This window comes from Portibacter lacus (assembly GCF_021533215.1).
Classification (GTDB): Bacteria; Bacteroidota; Bacteroidia; order Chitinophagales; family Saprospiraceae; genus Portibacter; species Portibacter lacus.
In genome coordinates this window covers 228,349-247,126 of record NZ_JAJNKA010000006.1, presented here as the reverse complement: position 1 = coordinate 247,126, position 18,778 = coordinate 228,349, and the positions used below count along the sequence as shown (strand labels likewise).

Genomic DNA, 18,778 nt, shown 5'->3' with positions numbered 1-18,778 from the left:
GTGATCGTATTAATGTTATCAACCAAAAAACCAAAATGAAAACATTACCTATTATCAATTTTATATTCCTGATTTTCTTAAATCACGGAATTGCTCAGTGTGACGCTTTATTGTTGCAAAGTCAGACGGATATTGAGACTTTGGGTTGTGAGCGGGTGATGGGTGATTTATATATCGTGGACGATAACGATGGTGTGGATCCGATCACATCACTATTGCCACTTCGAAATGCAGGCTTGAATTTTATCGCAGGTGATTTAGTGATCATGAATTGCCATCAACTAAAGCACCTAGACGGATTAGATTTGATTGATTCTATCGGAACACAATTCATCATTTCTGATAATGACTCGCTGAAAGTCTTCAATTCTGATACACTAAATTCCCCATTCCAATTTTCTCATATTGATTCTATTTTGATCGTAGAAAATAACCGAGAACTTTTAGAGATTAATGGATTGAACAATCTAACAACTCTGAATATTTCTTTATTTTTTAATAATCTAGATAGTTTAGATTCCATTGGGTCTTTTGATTTATTGAAAAGAATAGAGCGTCTCACCTTGCAGCGGAATCAAAACTTCAATAGTGCTATTGAATTTCCACTTTTACTCTCTATAACTGATAGTTTAATCATTACGGAAAATCCAATTTTGAATAATTGTTCATGGATCAAAGAAGTACTCAAAAGCGTTAAGAACCGGAAATTTAGAATTGAGGAGAATGGAATGGATTGTGAAACACAAATAAATGGAGATACAGATAAACCAGTTTATTCTAACTGTAGTGAAGATCAAAATATAGAAAATATTCCAGGAGAATGCATCGGAAGTTTTGAATATACAGATCCAATTGTAACAGATAACACTTCTATTTCCTCTTATATGCTATCCATATTTTCAAGCAAGGGGGAACTCTTAACTGAAAGAGAAGCCATTGCTGGAATGAGTAATAGCCAAGACAGCATGACGCTTGGCGAGAATAAGATTATTTATGAAGCAAAAGATGAAGAAGGGAATGTAGGCATCTGTCAGTTTATAGTTACATTAGTAGATGTAGAACCACCACAACTTGCACAAGAAATTCAGGATACCACAATCTTCACTTCTCCTCAAAATTGTAAAGGAAGTTTTTCTATAGAATTTCCTGCAGTAATTGAAAATTGCCAAATTATAGATTCGAGAATAGTGGTCATTAATCTAGCAACGCAGCACACGATTTATAATGAAAATGGTTCGGAGGGAATGACTTATAACATTGACCTAGATCCCGGAAATTATAAAGTAAGCTTAATGGTAACAGATGAATCGATGCAGTCAGATACTTCTAATGCTGATATAAATGTGATTGTAGAAAGCGATGTCCAGTTGGGTGAATGTCCTACTGACATTACGGTAGAAAGTAATATTTCTTGCATGAATAACTTCACTTACACTACCCCTGAATTAATCAATGGTTGCGATAACTTAAAAGTGCTAAGAGAAATAATTGATGCCAATGATTCTATCATTATCAATGACTTTGTTCAGCCTGGTCAAGATTACACAAGTAACTTTTCACCTGGGATTAACCAATTAGTTTTTACTTATATTAATGGTGATAGCTTAACTAAATGTACGACGACCATTACTGCTCAAAAGCACCAACTCGAAGCTATTTCCCTGTCTATGGAAGAGTTAGACTGTAATACTTTTACTGGAAAAATAAATGCTGACGTAGATACGCTTACCGGCACCTATTTCTGGAACGGACCTAATAATTTCACATCTGATGAACTAAGTAGTGAAGTAAGCTTCCCTGGATTGTACACCTTTACTTTTACTCAAGAAAATGATTGTGTCTCGGAATATTTCATCGATGTTTCAAGTAAAGGTAATAATGTAAATTTTGATTTATTACTGGGGGAAATTAATTGCGAAGAAGGCGAACGAAAATTGATACTAGATCGGAATCTAGAAAACTTTACTTATCAATGGAATGGACCAGATTCATTCACATCTAATCTTGAGTCACCCTATATTCAATCCGCTGGATGGTATCATTTAAATGCTTATGGAAATTTTAATTGCATTGGTAACGATTCTATTTTTATTCCCAATGACATTCATTATTCTTATGACTTATTAATAGATGGAAATTCTGCCGAAGTTATACTGGAAGGAGGAACACCACCTTTTACTTATAGGTGGGATGGTAAGACTGGGAGCACCAATATTTCAGATTTAGAGAATGGAGAGCATACTTTGAGAATTGTAGATGGACTTGGATGCTTGAATGATATTAACTTCGAAATTATGGTATCGAACACAGAAACGATAGAAGAAGAACAAATACTTATCTATCCCAATCCAGTTTCTGACTACATCCATCTTGGAATAAGTTCCGATAAGTCGATTTCGATTTATAATACACAAGGGGTATTCTTCATGACAGATGAAAGCAAAGATAAAATAGACGTAAGTGCTTGGCCGAAGGGAATTTACTTTATCAAAGTGAGCAATCGAGACCAAGCTGAAGCGTATCGATTCTTAAAAATATAAAGTCCATTTGTAATCAGAAAATGGTTTATGTCAATTTTCTTCTTCTTTAAATTCAATAAATATAAATAGTGAGAGAATAATTTATGGTTAAGATACCTTTCAGATGCCAATAAAACAGCGATAATAGATTTATATTATATAAATATTTAATATATAAAAAATATTAAGAAAGTGTCAAAAACGTAATTAAATGAAAAATTTAATTTACCTTTGTAACATTAAATCATATATAAGTATTATTCACAATGAACAAAGGTACAGTTAAATTCTTCAATGATACCAAAGGTTTTGGCTTCATTAAAGAAGATGGTTCAAACGAAGAGCACTTCGTGCACGTTTCTGGATTGGTAGATGATATCAGAGAAGGAGACGCAGTAGAGTTTGAATTAAAAGAAGGTAAAAAAGGATTAAACGCGATTAATGTTAGAGTAATCTAATCATCCGCTTAAGATATTTATTTACATGCAAGCTCGTCTATTAGACGGGCTTTTTTTATTAATTTTGGATTATGAAAGCAGCTGGTATACGAGAATTAAAAAAAGAACTTGGTTTAAGAACCCACAGTGAATTAATGGAAATTTGCTTGAACTTGGCCAAATTCAAAAAAGAGAGTAAAGAGTTACTGACTTACTTGCTGTTTGAATCTGGAAATGAGGAAGCTTATCGCGATACGATCAAAGAAGAAATAGAGGAGCGATTTAAAGAAATTAATGCTTCCTCCTACTACTACATAAAAAAGGGTATTCGAAAAATCTTAAGAGAAACTAAAAAATACATCCGATATTCTAAGAATAAGGAAACTGAAGTAGAATTACTCTTGTATTTTTGCAACCAAATGGTAGAATTTTCACCTTCGATTAGAAGGAGTTCCGTTTTAAGAGGATTACTGGAAAGAGAATTGGCTTCTATTAAGAAGAAATTGGAAAAACTTCACGAAGATTTGCAATATGATTACGGAAATATAATTTTAAACCTAGAAGAAAAACTATGATTAAAAGTGTAGATTGGTTACATGCACACCTGAATGATGAAAACATTATTATTCTAGATGCAAGTTTAAAAGCTAAGAAAGAAAGAGTTTGCCAAATTCCAAATGCTCGATATTTCGACCTTCCCGGAAAATTCAGTGATATATCAAGCCAATTCCCGAATACCATGCCCTCTGCAAGTCAGTTCGAAAAAGAAGCAAGAGCACTAGGTATCAATAATGATAGTACGATTATTATTTATGACAATATGGGAGTTTATTCTGCTCCTAGAGTCTGGTATATGTTTAAGTCTATGGGACATCAGGATGTTCATGTCTTAGATGGTGGTCTACCTGCTTGGGAAGATCGACAATTTACAACTGAAGACTTGTCCAATGAGAAATATGAATCTGGTGATTTTACTGCTAAATTTAATGAGGATTCTATAAAGTCAACATTTGATATACTACAAAATATTGATTCTCGAAAATCACAATTGATTGATGCGAGGTCAGAAGGCAGATTTAATGGAACGGCGCCGGAACCTAGAGCTGAATTAAAAAGTGGAAGTATTCCAGGTTCAGTAAATATTCCATTTAGTCGCGTTCTAGAAAATGGTAAGTATAAAAGTAAATCAGAACTTGAGCAAATATTCAATCCAGAAAAACCCATGATATTCACATGTGGTTCTGGGTTAACAGCATGTATATTGCTGCTTGCTGCTGAGATCGCTCATGACCATCCGAAGTCAGTATATGATGGATCTTGGACTGAGTGGGCACTTACCCATAATTTGGTGACTAATTCTTAAGGATTTTATAATGCTGACCGTTTATAATCAAAAGGTATAAACCTGACGCATAATCAGAGAGATCTATTTGATTAGTTGTATTATGAAATAGTTCAGCGCCACTTACTGAAATCAGACGAGCAAACACTGGTTCTTTCGAGTGAATGGTAAGAATATCGTCCACTGGATTAGGGCTTACAAATATCGTTGAGGACTGTCTTAAATCAATAACTCTCGTTTCAGAATAGGAATAATCGCCATTAAAATCTACTTGCTTTATTCGATATTCGAGTTGACCATTAGGAGCATTTCGATCTTGGAATTGGTAAGAACCAGATTGGCTTCCTAATACATTACCGATTGTTTCATAATCTAATGTTGATTTTCGCTCAATTTCAAAAACTTCTGTATCCTTCTCATGACCTACTGACCATGAAAGCACAGGAATTTCATCTTTTATCAAAACATCAAAACTCAGCCACTCTACAGGCACAACTGCAGATTGGACCGGTTCATAGGCTACAATAACCGGCGGGTTAGAGTAAGTACCTTGTTCTCTATCTGCTCCGTTAATAGAAAGATAAAGGATATTGCTTTCCGGATCGTAACTCCCTCCTCCTATAACTTTGAATCCATTTTGAAAAGGAGTATTAAATTGACCGTAATCATAAGGCTGAACATCATAAGCAACACGTTCACCATTCATCACTTCTATTAAATCATTCATATCCCACAGCCAGTAATATTGATAATTATCTGCAGCAACTGGTGTACAATAGCCACCACATAAATTACCATTGTCTTGCGTACATTTATAGCAAACTCCTGATTCATGTCCCCCACTCTTCCCGATGGTCAAATAAGTTCTCGTTCCTGGAACGATAAATCCATAAGTTGCTTGTGATAGATGCGTCCACTTATCATTTTCGCCCTCCGAATTCGATAAATCCTCATGAATCCCATTGGGATAACTAAAGTCTAAAAGTTGACTCGTTTCCACAGGATTTTCAATTTCACCTGAAAATATTCCTGCATCAAAACTATAAGCAGTGGGCCCAACGCTGGTTCTCGAAATGATCGGAATTCCACTAGATTGTCCTGTGATGTGTGTACCACTTAAGATTGATTGCCATTCTTCTGGAATAGGAGAAATCCAACCAGAGGTATTTCCTGCTCTTGCGTCATAAGAATAAAACCCTTTAACGGTAGCATTTTCAAGATCATCACTATCATCGACCATGATTGTGGAGACAGTCACATTGCCACCTGCATCGTAATATTGATAACCATTAACGATTAAGGTATGATCAATGTACTCCATACCTCCGATGCGATCAATATTATCGACATTACCAGTTTCTGCTCGGCCTAATACGGAAGAAAAGTTCTGAATAGGATTCCCTGCCATGTTCAGTTCTGAAAGAACATCTGTCGCTATCATTTCTGGAATAGCAAATTCAGCGATCGCCTGCTGGTAGGTATGACTTACGATGTATAAAGAGTGATTATCCTTATTATATTCGATAGGACCTTGAGAGTAATTTAGACTTGAAACTCCAAATGTACTTGCAGGTAATCTAAATCCACCTTTATATTGCAATTGCTCTATTGAAAAAAGTGGTAATTCCGTCGGATCTTGACTAGACCCAAGTACCGCAGTCAGTATAAAAATTGAAAATAATAAGCCTTTCATCCTGTTTTTGAAATGAAAATAGACTTTAATTCAATGTCTAGAGTTGCTGACCACGACCAATTCAAACTTAACTTGATCATCAAGTAAATTAAGATGAACTAGATTATTTAGAATATCAATAAAACGACAACCAAAATTATCGTTTTTGCTGCATTTGCTGCATCATTCTTTCCATTCCTTTTCCTTTACTCATCTGAGTCATCATCTTTCTCATCTGCTCGAATTGCTTAACGAACATATTGATTTCATGAATATTATGTCCACATCCCATCGCAATTCTACGCTTACGACTCATGTTTAATATCTCTGGTTTCAATCGTTCATCTTCAGTCATAGAGTAGATAATAGATTCCACTTTAGAAAATGCTCCATCATTAATATCTATATCTTTAATGGCTTTTCCCATTCCGGGAATCATTCCCATAAGTGATTTCAAATCACCCATTTTCTTAATTTGATTAACTTGCTGAAGGAAGTCATTGTAATCAAATTTGTTTCTTTTTATTTTCTTTTCTAAACGCTTCGCCTCTTCTTCGTCAAATTGATCTTGTGCTTTTTCTACGAAAGAAACGATATCTCCCATTCCCAAGATTCGCTGAGCCATCCTTTCTGGGTGGAATACATCAAGTGTATTTAACTTTTCACCTGTAGAAGCGAACTTGATTGGTTTTCCTACTGTGTACTTTACAGATAACGCAGCACCACCTCTCGTATCACCGTCTAATTTCGTTAGAACAACACCGTCATAATCGATTACATCGTTGAAAGCTAAAGCTGTATTAACAGCATCTTGCCCTGTCATAGAATCTACTACGAATAAAGTCTCCGTCGGATTGATACCAGATTTAATATTTCTGATCTCTGTCATCATCACTTCATCGATCGCTAGACGACCAGCTGTATCGACGATCACTACATCATGACTATGTCCTTTCGCATATGCAATTGCATTTTGAGCAATAGAAACAGGATTTTTATTTTCCGGCTCTTTATAAACTGCAGCACCGATCTGCTCTGCTAATACCGTTAACTGGTCTATCGCGGCAGGTCTATATACATCACAAGCCACTAATAGCGGCTTCATAGATTTCTTTTCTTTTAAAAACAGGGCTAATTTCCCAGAAAATGTCGTCTTACCAGAACCTTGAAGACCGGCAACTAAAACAACTCCAGGATTTCCCTTTACGTTAATACCCGTAGCTTGTCCACCCATCAGTGTTGTCATTTCATCCATGACAATCTTAACCATTAACTCACCTGGCTTAACTGATTTCAGTATGTTCTTAGAACCTAGCGCTTCGTCTTTTATTTTATCCGTAAATTCCTTTGCTATTTTATAATTAACATCGGCAGCAACTAATGCTCTTCGAATTTCTTTTATAGACTGCGCTACATTTATCTCCGTTAACTTCCCTTCACCTTTAAGATTTTTAAAGGCGGATTCCATTTTATCCTGTAAACTATCAAACATTTTTTTCTATTCTAATTAGACCAGCAAATATAAAGGTTATAGGCAGAAGCCAATAACTAAATACCGTGAACTTGACTTTTATCTTAAAAATAATTTAATTTTGTCCTAGAAATAAAACGCAATGCGACTAAAATTTGTTCTTATTTTTATTGGTTTAATTACACTTTCTTTTACAAACCACAATCCTGAAGTGGGCGCTGTACTTGATAATTACAATGGTGTGCCAATCTATTACAACGGTTTTTTCAAGAACACAAATGGCCGAAATCTCACAAAAGATGGATATAATTTAGGTCTTAAATGGCAGTGTATTGAATTTGTAAAAAGATATTATTATCTGAAATATGGACACAAAATGCCAGATTCTTATGGTCATGCTAAAGATTTCTTCGACGATGATCTTTCTGATCAGGAATTTAATGAGGCAAGAAACATGTTACAATTTAGAAATACTCGAAGACATAAACCTCAAGTAGACGACTTAGTCATATACGGACCATCTAAGGATAATCCATTTGGTCATATGGGCATCATTAGCGCCATAAAAAACGGGAAAGTTACCTTGGTTCAGCAAAATATGGGAACAAAAACCCGACAGAAATTAATACTCGCTGAATACGATGGAATTTACACAATTGCTGATTTCAATATAAAGGGTTGGTTACGAATCAATAAATAATTACATTCTGCATAGGGAATCATTTGCTTTTTTACACCATTAATAGTGTAACAGTCTTGATAAAATACAATTATGCTAAAGCACCTCACTATTCTCCTTTTCGTATTTACAACCTTCGCTATTCATTCACAAGATGAATTTAGGCTTGAAAGGGTTAAAACAATTCCAGATAATGCCACTGTTAATGATATCTTGGTACATAAAGAAGCGCTTTATGTTGCAACAAACGTCGGTTTGTACAAAATAGATACGGATGATCTAGAGACTAGACTGCTCAGCAAAAAAAACATAGATGCGGTTACTCATGTCGTAAAAGATGAAATATGGGCATCCGTAGATGGAAAGTACATACAGAATATGTCTACTGGAGAAACCACTAATTATAACTCTCCTGGCCTTCAAGTTCGGGACTTAGAATACGCTAAAGGCAAAATATGGATTGCAACGAATCAGGGAATTCTGACAGTGCTTACCAGAACAAATGAATTAGGAAAGATTGTTTATGAAAAAAAATCTGGTCTACCGTCTAATGAAATTTCATTTATTCACATAGACGATCAAAAACAAATGTGGATCGGAACGGACAAGGGAATCGTATTCATTAATGCTAAGGATAAATGGAAGACTTATGAGAAAAAGCTGAGCATGGAAGCGATGCATTATAATCATGAGGGACTTTGGTTGGTATCTAATGAAGAAATGTGGGTAGTCGATCCATATAATAGATGGTATCCAGCGGCTATTGATAAAGGCTTAAGAAAAGGAAAGATAAGAGATATCACAGCGGATTCAACTGGAAGACTATATATGGCATCAGAAATATTAGTTCGATATGATCCATATGATGAAACCATAGAGAGTTACGCAGAAAATACTGCAATCGTCAGTAAGGTTTGTACCCAAGTGGAAAGTGATCGAGATAACAGAATCTGGTTAGGTACGAAAGAAGGTGGACTTTTCTTATTTGGTTATGCCGATCAAGCAAGAACAATAGAAGAAATGGTGGTCGCAAGAGATAAGAAAATGGAAGGCAATAATGAGCCTAGCGTCGAAATAGCAATTGTAGAACCTCTTAATCAACCTGAAACTGTTGCAAGTGGAAGTACACCTTCATCAGCAAACAGTTCTAATGAAACAGTGTCCACTACAAAGGAAGAAAATACATCTGATGCAATTGCTGATACCGAATCCTCCACTGCATCTGTAGCATCTACAAGTGGAGTATCAAGGGTCATCGGAGATCAAAAAGCATCCAGAGAATCCGATAAAACAACAAGAGATTCGCAAGGATCTGTAGTAGAATCCTCAAGCCAAAGTGCTAGTACTGTTGTCGATCAAGAAAACTCTGAAGAAAGTAGCCGACCGCAGAATAGCACTAGCAAAAAGGTAGAAATGGTTACAGGAACGAAGATCAATATTCTAGCACAAATAGAAAGTGATTTAAAATGCAATGGCGACCTAGCAACCGTTAATGTAATTTTAAATGGTGGAAATCCTCCGTATAAAGTAATCTGGAGTGACGGAACCACAGATCAATTAAGTAGACAACTTCCTTCTGGTAATTACAAATTAAATGTATCAGACAAAGATGGACAATCTGTTTCCTCTAATATTATCATCAAGGACGTTTCACCGCTAGCACTAAGTGTGTTATCACAATCCTCTCCTACCGCACTAGATAGAAAAGACGGACAAACTAAAGTCAAAATATCCGGTGGTGCAGCCCCATACAACATATCATGGGAAAATGGAGAAAGTGGTGATAAAGCTAGAAGGTTAGAAGGTGGTTTAGATCAATTAACCATCACGGATCAAAACAATTGCGAACTGGTTACTGCAGTTAAATTGAAAGGCGCTAGAATACTGCCTGAGTTGCAGATTGCCTCTGTGAAAATAGGTCAGAAACTGGAGATTAAGAACATCTACTATGAAGCGGATAGTACTGACCTTAGTGATAATTCCTTTGAAGTGCTAGATGAAATTTATGAATTTCTTGAACAGAACAAAGGTGTAAACATTGAAATAGGTGGTCATACGAACAACCTACCTCCTGATGAATATTGTGATAATATCTCTACTGCGAGAGCTAAATCAGTAACGGACTACCTTTATGCTAAAGGAATTACAGAAGACAGAATTACCTATATCGGATACGGAAAGCGAAATCCTATTGCCTCTAATACGACGAAAGAAGGAAGGAAAAGAAATCAAAGGGTCGAAATAAAAATTACGAGTATAAACTAGCAAGCGTTCAGAAAAATCTATTTATAAATTAGACATTGACATAAAGCATTAAACCTTTTTTGTGTCCAAAAATATTGATTGCACAGACTGGAAAAACGTCCCATTTATCTCAACCCTTTAAATGCACACGAGGATTTTCCAACTTTCAAGCTGTCAGAACATATCAAGTTGACTGGCTGACAACGTATCGAGAAATATTCTGGTGTTAGAATGCTTCCTCAAAATAGTAGCTGGACATGCGGTGCTTATTTTAGCAAATAATGCATTTTTCACCGCCTCAGCTTTCCGCTCATCTGGCACTACACAACAGATCGTCTTGCATCTCATAATTGCTGGAATTGTCAAACTTAGCGCCTTCTTAGGTACCGCTTCGAAAGAAGGAAACCAACCTTCACCGAATTGTTGATTCCTACAAGCATCATCTAACTCAGCTATCTTTACAAGCTTAGGGTCATTAAAATCGGCAATCGGTGGGTCATTAAAAGCAATATGTCCATTCTCTCCAATACCGATACATGCCAGATCAAAGGATCTATCACTCAGTTCCTGCGAATACCGGTCAATTTCTGCCTCAATATCCTCCGCATCACCATTTAATAAAAAGACTTGGCTTGGTTTTACTTCATCTAGAATTCTATCTTTCAGATACTTTCTAAAGCTCGCAGGATGCGAATCCGAAAGTCCTATGTATTCATCCAAATGGAAAACCACAACCTTTGCCCAATCAATCTCTTTCTGCTTCAACGCCTTCAGGAAGGAAAATTGCGAAGCTCCAGTAGCCAAAATAAGATTTGCTAATCCTCTATCATCAATGGCCGAATTGATCTTATCTGCTGCAAAATCAGCAGCAGCTTGCCCCATTTCTTCTGTATCCTTATAAATCGAAACTTTCAGTTGGTCGATGTCAATTGTTTTCATGCTTCTTGTCTTTTTGAAACGCTAATTTGCAGAATAGACTAGCTCTCCAGCGACATACGTTTTTTCAATTTTCATTTGTTTGTCTTCTAGAGAAAACAAAACAAAATCAGCTCTTTTACCTTGCTCAATTTCACCTAGCTGATCTAGGGACATCATTTCCGCAGGATTTGTACTTGCCATTTGGATCGCCTCTACCAATCTACATTGGGTATAATCCATTACCACACCAACACAAAGACTAATTGGTGAAGCAGCTCCTGCCAATACGTTTTCTTTAGGAAGCTTCACGACGTTAGGCGTTAGCAGTAGTTTCCTTTCACCGCGAATATATTCTCCAGGAGGTAACCCAGCCAAGTCCAGCGCATCCGAAACAAGAATAAGCTTATTTGCCCCCTTTACCTTGTAGAAACTTCTCACCTCTTCTTTGGTGAGATGAAAACCATCAGCGATAATGCTTGGCGTAATTCGATCATCGGATAATTGCGGCCACAATGGATTGTGATGGCGATTAATTTCATTAGCGCAACCATTTCCTAGATGGGTCGCCATTTTAGCACCTGCATCGATGGCTAACTTAATTTGTTCGGCACTACCATTGTGGTGCCCAAGCGAAACAAGTACGCCACTTTCCACACAGTTACGGATAAAAGGAATAGCACCTTCTAGCTCAGGTGCCAATGTGATGATTTTAATTCCATTGTTTGCTGCCTTTTGAAGCTCCTGAAATTCCTTCCAATCAGGATTTTTAATGTATTTTTCTAAATGTGCCCCTCTGAACCCTTTTACCGGAGAAATATATGGGCCTTCTAAATGAAATCCAGGAATGGATTTACCAATTTCAGGATCATTCATTGCCTGAGCCAGAACCGCAAAATTTTCCTTCATTCTGCTGAAGTCACTGGTAATGATCGTTGGGTAATAAGTAGTTACACCTGCTTTCCATAGTGCCTTGGTTGCTTTCCGAACGCCTTCCAAAGTCAGGTCGGGCCCTGAAAAATCTACTCCCAAATATCCGTTGATTTGTAAGTCAATAAGTCCTGGAGCTATATAGGTCTTATGGTCTGAATTTTCATTAGTGATGTGCTCTATTTTGGAAATAACGCCATCGGTGGAAGTTATGACCACCTCTTCCTCATCCAGGTAAAAGATTCCCTCTACCGAAGTTGAATTATCCTTAGAATCCATCAACATGTTAAAAGAAAATAATAGTGATGCAATAAGTGCCATTGTTGTTTTCATAAATTTTTAATTTCTCGTGGTTTCATTTTTCGGTATGTCAATGTTTTTTTAACATTTTCATGGATTATAAACTAAAAGTTGCAACATCCTCCCACTGGCCGCTTGTCACAGATTTTTCAAGCGCTTCTAAAACGGCAACTCCTTTTAATATACTTTCATGACTTCTTGGTTCTTTACCAGTTTGAAACATGGTCACCATGTCTACATAATTTCTTGCTGGATTTTCAGACTCCACTCTGGATTTTAATTCTTCAATTCCATTCTCCGTTTCTACAAATGTCTGCCATCCATATTTCTTCGTTGTGAAGACCAATGAAGCGAGCATACCATTCGCAAAAATCAAATTCGCACCACTGTTCGCACCATTTTTGGTGATTCTTACTTTCTTCACATCATCTCCGAAAATGTACATAAGTGGTTGAATGGTGTGGGCTCCATAGAAGAACACGCCTCCATATTCAGAATTGTAATCCAGACGACCACTGCGGATCACTTGGTTGATCTGGCCCATCTCTTTGACTTGTTCTTTTATATCAAATGTCTCATCACTATGTGCAATAGAACTAAACGACGTCACTGGTGCGCCATGCTTGCGAGCCATTTTTAGGAATTCGATACCTTCGTCTAGTCGATAGCAAAATGGTTTATCTATGAACATTGGAATCTTTTCCTGAATAAAAGGTCTGGCGGCATCAAGGTGATATTTTCCATGGCGATGATCTACGATTAAAGCATCAATTTTTCCAATCATTTCTATGGGATCTTTGACCATATTAGGAATTCCTCCTCTTTCCATTGCATCCTTAGCAAATGCTTCCGTTTCACCCCAGACATATTTGACTTCCATTCCTGGAAATTTCTTGTCAATGTTAAACATCTTACCAAATCCCCTTGTGTGAGAATTTTCAGCGCCAATAATTCCTATTTTCATTTTCTTTAATTGAGGCTTTTCTACCGAAATCATGTGCCCTGCAAGACCCGTTGGAGTAGACATAGCTAGTGTCGAAAAAGCTGCACCTTTACCTACAGTTTTAATAAATTTTCTTCTTGAACCCATAAATTGTCTTTTATTTCTTATTTAATCTTCTGATATAAATTCTGACAAGCAATGCCCTCTTCTTTCGATACCATTAATTACAGTTTCATTTCCCAACCTTTTTCATAAGACCTGCTCCATAATTTCAGAGCTTCACTATCATCAATAATGTGGCCGTTACTTGGATCAATATTTAAGGAGTTACCAGTTCTCTGGGCGATGTTACCAAGCTGAACCAGTAAGGTGCTTTTATGGCCAGAATCTATATCTGCATTCAGTGAAGTTCCATTTTTAATTGCACTAAACATATTTCTAATGTGCAATGCATCGAGATGTTCAGCCGGATTGGTAGCATTTCTTGGGTCGATTTCTTTTGTATCTTTTACTTCCTTCACCAGTTTTCCGTTCAAGTCAAAAATGCTATAACTGTTTCCTCCAGGGATGAAAAGACTTCCATCTTCACCATAAAAAATAGCACCTACAGAACTATCTTGAATGTCTTTCCCATTGCAACTTCTTCCTTCCCATGTCATTGCCATCTCCGATCCAAATTCCAAATTGATGACCTGAGTATCTGGCGTTTCCCAATCATCTTTGTACCTATACCGCCCACCATTTGAACTGACTTTAGTCGGATAGTCAACTTCCATACCCCAACGGAGTAAATCAATCATGTGCGTTCCATTATTTAAGGCCTCCCCTGTGCCCCAATGCCAGTGCCAATGCCAATTGTAATGAAGTAGGTTGTCCTTATAATCTTTTCTAGGTGCTGGACCTTGCCATAAATCCCAATTTAACCAATCGGGGACTGGTGTGATTTTTCCGATCTCTATAGAAGGACGATTGTTCGTATACCAACTTTTGCCAAAATATACACGACCTATTTCGCCATTTTTCACTGCATTAATGCCTTCCACCACATTTGGCCAAGAACGACGCTGGTTTCCCATTTGAATGACCTTACCATATTGCTTAGCTGCTTGTACCAAAATTTCGCCCTCATGTGGATTATGGCTACATGGTTTCTCCACATAGATGTGTTTGCCAGCTTGCATACCTATTAATGATGCAGGTGCATGCCAATGATCAGGAGCAGCGATTACTAATACATCTACATCTTTACTTTCGATTGATTCTCTAAAATCGGTAAACCCTTTGGCATTTATAGATTGTCTTTCCTTGAGGTTCGTGAGACAGTTTGTAATGGCTCTGCTATCTACATCACATACATGAATGACATCACAAATATCCTGTTGAGCAAAATTTGTTGCTAGTGAATTCCCTCGGCTATTCACTCCCATAACAGAGGCTCTTATTTTCTCATTTGCACCCAAGATCCTGTCATAACTTTTAGCACTAAATTTTGGTAACACTCCTCCTGCCATCATTGCAGCTGATGAAAGTGCAGCTTTTTTCACAAAACTTCTTCTTGAATTTGAGTCGATAGTCATATAATTCGTCTTTTTTATACTTCTAATAAATATATAAGAATTACAATGAACTTAGCTAAGAAGTGGAATTAAATTGTGTTATGAAGTACTTGCTGAAATGAAGCACCTTAGAAATTTTGGATCAGTATTTAATCGAATGTACATTTTTCAGAATTCTCAGGTAATTAGAAATTAGATTTTCTTGAGTACACTAGACTATATAGACAAAGCAAAAATAGTCTCTTGTAGCCTTGTATAAAATCAAGGCTAAGTGTTAAAATCAATTTCTCTTAAAAGTATATTCTACAGCACGAGGTTGTTAATGAATCAGTAACCAAGGATCTATACCAAAAGCTTCTTCAACTTCTCGAAATGCAGCACCTTGAATCTCATTACAAGGCATTGAAATACCAACTCTGTAAAACTCGTGATATTCCTCTGTAAAAACCTCATATCCAGCAGTTATTGCTTTCTCTTGAATTTCATCCGCATTAGACTTTCTAGAAAATGAACCAATTATTAAAGCACAGCTTGCTACGTGCTCTTCTGGTTCTACTATTCCTGGAATGAGCTCAGGAATGAATTTTTCACTGACTAGTAATTTTTCAGGATCTTTGTTTAACCTTTCTTGGTCAACTTTCAAATGACTCAAGTGATTCACCTTTTCAGATGGCCAATAATAATGATAAGAAAATACCAATAACATAAATAATGCAGCTACAGCAGCAGTATTCAGTAAGAAATTTCTATCAGATTTGTCTTTGATTCTAAGTGATTTGACAACAAGGTCTTCTTCTATCTTAGCAACAACGGGAGGTGTAACTGGAGTCAGACGACTCAATTTTAGAGCCGGTAGACCAAATGTATTTCCTGCTAGCGCAGCATCTTCCATTTCGAATGTAGACTGATTGCCTCTTTTGATAAACTTTCCCAATCCACCTAAAGCTACTTTACCTTTCGTCTCTAGGTCAAAGCTAAGTTCAGCACACCATTTCTTATAAATCACTTGTGCGTCTTCTAAAGCAATGTCCATCTTATTAGACAGAAAATTAATGAAGTTACCATCAGAAGTCGAATGACTACTCTCTAACTCCAATGCACTAGCACTTGGCAATATAAAATTGGACTCCTTATTTAAAACTGTGCTTTTATTCCTTTTAACTAGTCGGCCAATGCCTACTAAATCTAAAGAATTGTTAAGCTCAATGTAGTTCCTTATATTTGGACCTAATTCTAAACGATCTATACTCATCATTCTCTTAATTGGTTCACAAATATATAATATAAAAGTAAAGATACATTATATTATTATGTATATGAAAATTCGTAATGCAAATGGGGTTATTAATTAGTCAACTATGGCGACAAGGAAGGAAAAAAATAAGAATTTTCTCTATGCTCATTATCGGCTATATGTTAGCTGCTCTTGCTTGGTGGGCAATTCTTCTTCATAAGCAAGCCCTTATTATACATGACCTGCGCCTTGAAAGCGGCATAGAAATCCCCGAATCTGCGAAGGAACTTAACAGACAACGATGGATGATCGGAAGTGAAGCACTTTTTTTTGGCGCCATTCTGATTTTCGGAATAATTCTGCTTAATCGGGCATTCCGAGCTGAAATTTTCGCAGCAAGACAACAAAAAAACTTCCTCCTTTCTGTAACACATGAATTAAAATCTCCGATTACTGCAATCCAGCTCATTCTAGATACATTCAAAAGAAGAAAACTAAATGAAAGTCAAGCCTTAGAATTAATTACAAATGGCCAAGAAGAAGCTTTCCGTCTGAATAAACTTGTAGAAGACTTGCTAACCGCCGCCAGACTTAATCCAAAGAAGAACTTAGATAGAGAAAATGTGGATATTCTGAAAGCGATTAATCCCATAATTGCTCAATATCAAAAGAACTATCCGCACTTCCAATTTACGGTTCCACCTTACGTAAACACATTTATTTGCCATACGAATGAACCAAGCTTGTGCTTAATAGTTTCTAATCTGTTAGATAACGCTGTTAAGTATTCGCCAGTTAACAAAGAAATAAAGGTGGAAATTTTGAAGAAAAACTCATCGGTGTATCTTCGCGTCCTGGATGCAGGAATCGGTATAATAGATGATGAGAAACTCAGAGTCTTTGATCAGTTCTATCGAATAGGTGATGAACATATCCGAACGACAAAAGGAACTGGATTAGGTTTGTTTCTGGTTAAAGAGTTGTGCACAAAATTAAATATTAAGGTATTTGTAAGGGATAATGAGCCAGAAGGCAGTATTTTTGAGCTTGTGATTCCTACAAAATGAAAAGACAATGGAGAAAAGAATACTATTAGTCGAAGATGAAATAACCATTCAGAAGGTTGTTAAAATGAATCTTGAACTTGAAGGTTATGAGGTAATTGTTTCAGCAAATGGAAAGGATGCACTAGAATTAGCTAAGAACCAATATTTTGATCTAATTGTCTTAGATATTATGTTACCAGAGGTCAATGGCTTTGAAATTTGTGAGCAAGTCCGACTAAACAATAAAGAAATCGGTATCATCATCGTTTCGGCTAAAGATAATGCTGAAGACCGTGTATTAGGATTGAAAATGGGAGCAGATGATTATTTAGCTAAGCCATTTAATTTAGAAGAATTACTTTTGCGCGTTGAAAAATTGATTAGTAGGAGAACGAAGACGGAGCGAGCAACCTCTGAAGTATACCAATTCGGAGACAATAGAATTAATTTTTCTTCGTATGAAGCACATGGAAATGGTAAAGATCTAGTATTGACTAAAAAAGAAGCACAGCTCCTTCAGTTGCTGATAGAGCGAAAGAATGAAGCCGTTTCTAGAGAGCAAATATTAAAGACAGTCTGGGGATATGACGTATTTCCAGCAACGCGAACGATAGATAATTTCCTTCTATCCTTTCGGAAATATTTTGAAAAGGACCCTAAGAATCCAGAATTTTTTAAATCCGTAAGAGGAATTGGATATAAATTTACAGATAAGTAATTATGATTATTAAGAGTGATGAAGAGCTCAAAGGCATGCAGGAAATTAGCGAAGTTGTAGCTAGAACACTAAGCGAAATGAGAGCATATGCTGAAGTGGGCATGACGACCAAAGAGATCGATGAATTTGGTGGTAAACTGCTAAAAAAATATGGAGCGAAATCAGCGCCATATGAATCTTACAAATTTCCAGGTTATACCTGCATCTGCGTGAATAATGAAGTAGCCCATGGCATTCCTCATTCAAGAAGAAAACTTGAAGAAGGTGATTTAATTAACATTGACGTATCCGGTGAAAAGAATGGATTTTGGTCTGACAATGGTGGATCTTTTATTATGGGAGAAGATATCCATGGTCATAGTGACTTAGTTCAAGCATCGAAAGATATTCTGCACAAAGCGATATTTGCCATTAAAGGTGGCGTGAAAGTCAATGAAGTCGGGAGAATAATTGAATCCGAAGCGAAAAAAAGAAAATTTACCGTTATAAAGAATCTTGCTGGTCATGGTGTAGGCAGAAGCCTTCATGAACCACCAGAAGATATCCTCAATTATCGTGATCGCTTTAATAGAGATCGTTTTAAGAGAAATGCCGTAGTTGCCATCGAAACCTTTATTTCTACCAAATCTACTGTTGCAGTTGAACTAGAAGACGGATGGACACTAGTAGGTAATAAGGGTGGTTTCGTAACTCAACATGAACATACAATTGTAGTAACAGATAAAGAACCGATCATTTTGACTTCGATGAATGGAGTCTGGGATTAATAAAA

General features: G+C 36.6%; 16 protein-coding genes. 9 read left to right on the top strand and 7 right to left on the bottom strand.

The genetic code is table 11. From position 1 onward, the window contains the following. The first annotated feature begins 35 nt into the window (after nucleotides 1–35). From L2586_RS12260 to L2586_RS12245, 4 genes are all read left to right on the top strand, one after another. A complete protein-coding gene (locus tag L2586_RS12260; protein ID WP_235293196.1) occupies nucleotides 36–2,540 on the top strand; it encodes a T9SS type A sorting domain-containing protein in 2,505 nt (834 codons plus the stop codon). A 245-nt stretch (nucleotides 2,541–2,785) separates the two neighbouring features. After that, nucleotides 2,786–2,977, top strand: coding sequence for a cold-shock protein (locus tag L2586_RS12255; protein WP_235293195.1), 192 nt, complete (start codon nucleotides 2,786–2,788; stop codon nucleotides 2,975–2,977). A gap of 71 nt (nucleotides 2,978–3,048) precedes the next feature. Next, nucleotides 3,049–3,531, top strand: a complete 483-nt coding sequence (locus tag L2586_RS12250; RefSeq protein ID WP_235293194.1) for a hypothetical protein — start codon at nucleotides 3,049–3,051, stop codon at nucleotides 3,529–3,531. Further along, nucleotides 3,528–4,319 carry a sulfurtransferase gene (locus L2586_RS12245; RefSeq protein WP_235293193.1) on the top strand — a complete coding sequence of 264 codons (792 nt, stop codon included), beginning with the start codon at nucleotides 3,528–3,530 and terminating at the stop codon, nucleotides 4,317–4,319. Before L2586_RS12250 ends, L2586_RS12245 begins: the two co-directional genes overlap by 4 nt. Here L2586_RS12245 and L2586_RS12240 read toward each other — a convergent pair. Then, on the bottom strand, nucleotides 4,309–5,991 hold the full coding sequence (locus tag L2586_RS12240; protein ID WP_235293192.1) for a T9SS type A sorting domain-containing protein: 1,683 nt from the start codon (nucleotides 5,989–5,991) through the stop codon (nucleotides 4,309–4,311). The two genes, L2586_RS12245 and L2586_RS12240, sit on opposite strands and share 11 nt — an antisense overlap. A gap of 136 nt (nucleotides 5,992–6,127) precedes the next feature. Further along, on the bottom strand, nucleotides 6,128–7,462 hold the full coding sequence (gene ffh / locus L2586_RS12235) for a signal recognition particle protein (protein WP_235293191.1): 1,335 nt from the start codon (nucleotides 7,460–7,462) through the stop codon (nucleotides 6,128–6,130). A gap of 121 nt (nucleotides 7,463–7,583) precedes the next feature. Between ffh and L2586_RS12230 the strand changes: the two genes are divergently transcribed. Beyond that, the gene (locus tag L2586_RS12230) at nucleotides 7,584–8,141 is read left to right on the top strand and encodes a CHAP domain-containing protein (RefSeq protein WP_235293190.1); all 558 of its coding nucleotides are present in this window, start codon (nucleotides 7,584–7,586) and stop codon (nucleotides 8,139–8,141) included. A 72-nt stretch (nucleotides 8,142–8,213) separates the two neighbouring features. Further along, entirely contained in the window at nucleotides 8,214–10,385 is a 2,172-nt protein-coding gene (locus L2586_RS12225) for an OmpA family protein (protein ID WP_235293189.1), read from the top strand. Nucleotides 10,386–10,538: 153 nt separating this feature from the next. Here L2586_RS12225 and L2586_RS12220 read toward each other — a convergent pair whose 3' ends face one another. The 5 genes from L2586_RS12220 to L2586_RS12200 form a co-directional block, all read right to left on the bottom strand. Then, nucleotides 10,539–11,303, bottom strand: coding sequence for a glucosamine-6-phosphate deaminase (locus L2586_RS12220; RefSeq protein WP_235293188.1), 765 nt, complete (start codon nucleotides 11,301–11,303; stop codon nucleotides 10,539–10,541). Between the two features lie 21 nt (nucleotides 11,304–11,324). After that, nucleotides 11,325–12,542, bottom strand: coding sequence for an N-acetylglucosamine-6-phosphate deacetylase (locus L2586_RS12215; protein WP_235293187.1), 1,218 nt, complete (start codon nucleotides 12,540–12,542; stop codon nucleotides 11,325–11,327). A 64-nt stretch (nucleotides 12,543–12,606) separates the two neighbouring features. After that, nucleotides 12,607–13,599, bottom strand: coding sequence for a Gfo/Idh/MocA family protein (locus tag L2586_RS12210; RefSeq protein ID WP_235293186.1), 993 nt, complete (start codon nucleotides 13,597–13,599; stop codon nucleotides 12,607–12,609). Nucleotides 13,600–13,676: 77 nt separating this feature from the next. After that, on the bottom strand, nucleotides 13,677–15,029 hold the full coding sequence (locus tag L2586_RS12205; protein WP_235293185.1) for a Gfo/Idh/MocA family protein: 1,353 nt from the start codon (nucleotides 15,027–15,029) through the stop codon (nucleotides 13,677–13,679). 298 nt (nucleotides 15,030–15,327) lie between these two features. Beyond that, complete coding sequence (locus L2586_RS12200; protein WP_235293184.1) at nucleotides 15,328–16,260, bottom strand: SPOR domain-containing protein; 933 nt, start codon at nucleotides 16,258–16,260, stop codon at nucleotides 15,328–15,330. Between the two features lie 83 nt (nucleotides 16,261–16,343). Here L2586_RS12200 and L2586_RS12195 point away from each other — a divergent pair, with 83 nt between their 5' ends. From L2586_RS12195 to map, 3 genes are read left to right on the top strand one after another with little or no spacing between them, the layout of a single operon-like run. Then, nucleotides 16,344–17,309 carry a sensor histidine kinase gene (locus L2586_RS12195; protein WP_235293183.1) on the top strand — a complete coding sequence of 322 codons (966 nt, stop codon included), beginning with the start codon at nucleotides 16,344–16,346 and terminating at the stop codon, nucleotides 17,307–17,309. A gap of 7 nt (nucleotides 17,310–17,316) precedes the next feature. Continuing rightward, nucleotides 17,317–18,006, top strand: coding sequence for a response regulator transcription factor (locus L2586_RS12190; protein WP_235293182.1), 690 nt, complete (start codon nucleotides 17,317–17,319; stop codon nucleotides 18,004–18,006). Between the two features lie 2 nt (nucleotides 18,007–18,008). Beyond that, entirely contained in the window at nucleotides 18,009–18,773 is a 765-nt protein-coding gene (gene map, locus L2586_RS12185; RefSeq protein ID WP_235293181.1) for a type I methionyl aminopeptidase, read from the top strand. Nucleotides 18,774–18,778: the final 5 nt, after the last annotated feature.

Coding starts and splice junctions, on each gene's coding strand:
- L2586_RS12260 (WP_235293196.1), top strand. CDS start 36: ATGAAAACATTACCTATTATCAATTTTATATTCCTGATTTTCTTAAAT.
- L2586_RS12255 (WP_235293195.1), top strand. CDS start 2,786: ATGAACAAAGGTACAGTTAAATTCTTCAATGATACCAAAGGTTTTGGC.
- L2586_RS12250 (WP_235293194.1), top strand. CDS start 3,049: ATGAAAGCAGCTGGTATACGAGAATTAAAAAAAGAACTTGGTTTAAGA.
- L2586_RS12245 (WP_235293193.1), top strand. CDS start 3,528: ATGATTAAAAGTGTAGATTGGTTACATGCACACCTGAATGATGAAAAC.
- L2586_RS12240 (WP_235293192.1), bottom strand. CDS start 5,991: ATGAAAGGCTTATTATTTTCAATTTTTATACTGACTGCGGTACTTGGG.
- ffh (WP_235293191.1), bottom strand. CDS start 7,462: ATGTTTGATAGTTTACAGGATAAAATGGAATCCGCCTTTAAAAATCTT.
- L2586_RS12230 (WP_235293190.1), top strand. CDS start 7,584: ATGCGACTAAAATTTGTTCTTATTTTTATTGGTTTAATTACACTTTCT.
- L2586_RS12225 (WP_235293189.1), top strand. CDS start 8,214: ATGCTAAAGCACCTCACTATTCTCCTTTTCGTATTTACAACCTTCGCT.
- L2586_RS12220 (WP_235293188.1), bottom strand. CDS start 11,303: ATGAAAACAATTGACATCGACCAACTGAAAGTTTCGATTTATAAGGAT.
- L2586_RS12215 (WP_235293187.1), bottom strand. CDS start 12,542: ATGAAAACAACAATGGCACTTATTGCATCACTATTATTTTCTTTTAAC.
- L2586_RS12210 (WP_235293186.1), bottom strand. CDS start 13,599: ATGGGTTCAAGAAGAAAATTTATTAAAACTGTAGGTAAAGGTGCAGCT.
- L2586_RS12205 (WP_235293185.1), bottom strand. CDS start 15,029: ATGACTATCGACTCAAATTCAAGAAGAAGTTTTGTGAAAAAAGCTGCA.
- L2586_RS12200 (WP_235293184.1), bottom strand. CDS start 16,260: ATGAGTATAGATCGTTTAGAATTAGGTCCAAATATAAGGAACTACATT.
- L2586_RS12195 (WP_235293183.1), top strand. CDS start 16,344: ATGGGGTTATTAATTAGTCAACTATGGCGACAAGGAAGGAAAAAAATA.
- L2586_RS12190 (WP_235293182.1), top strand. CDS start 17,317: ATGGAGAAAAGAATACTATTAGTCGAAGATGAAATAACCATTCAGAAG.
- map (WP_235293181.1), top strand. CDS start 18,009: ATGATTATTAAGAGTGATGAAGAGCTCAAAGGCATGCAGGAAATTAGC.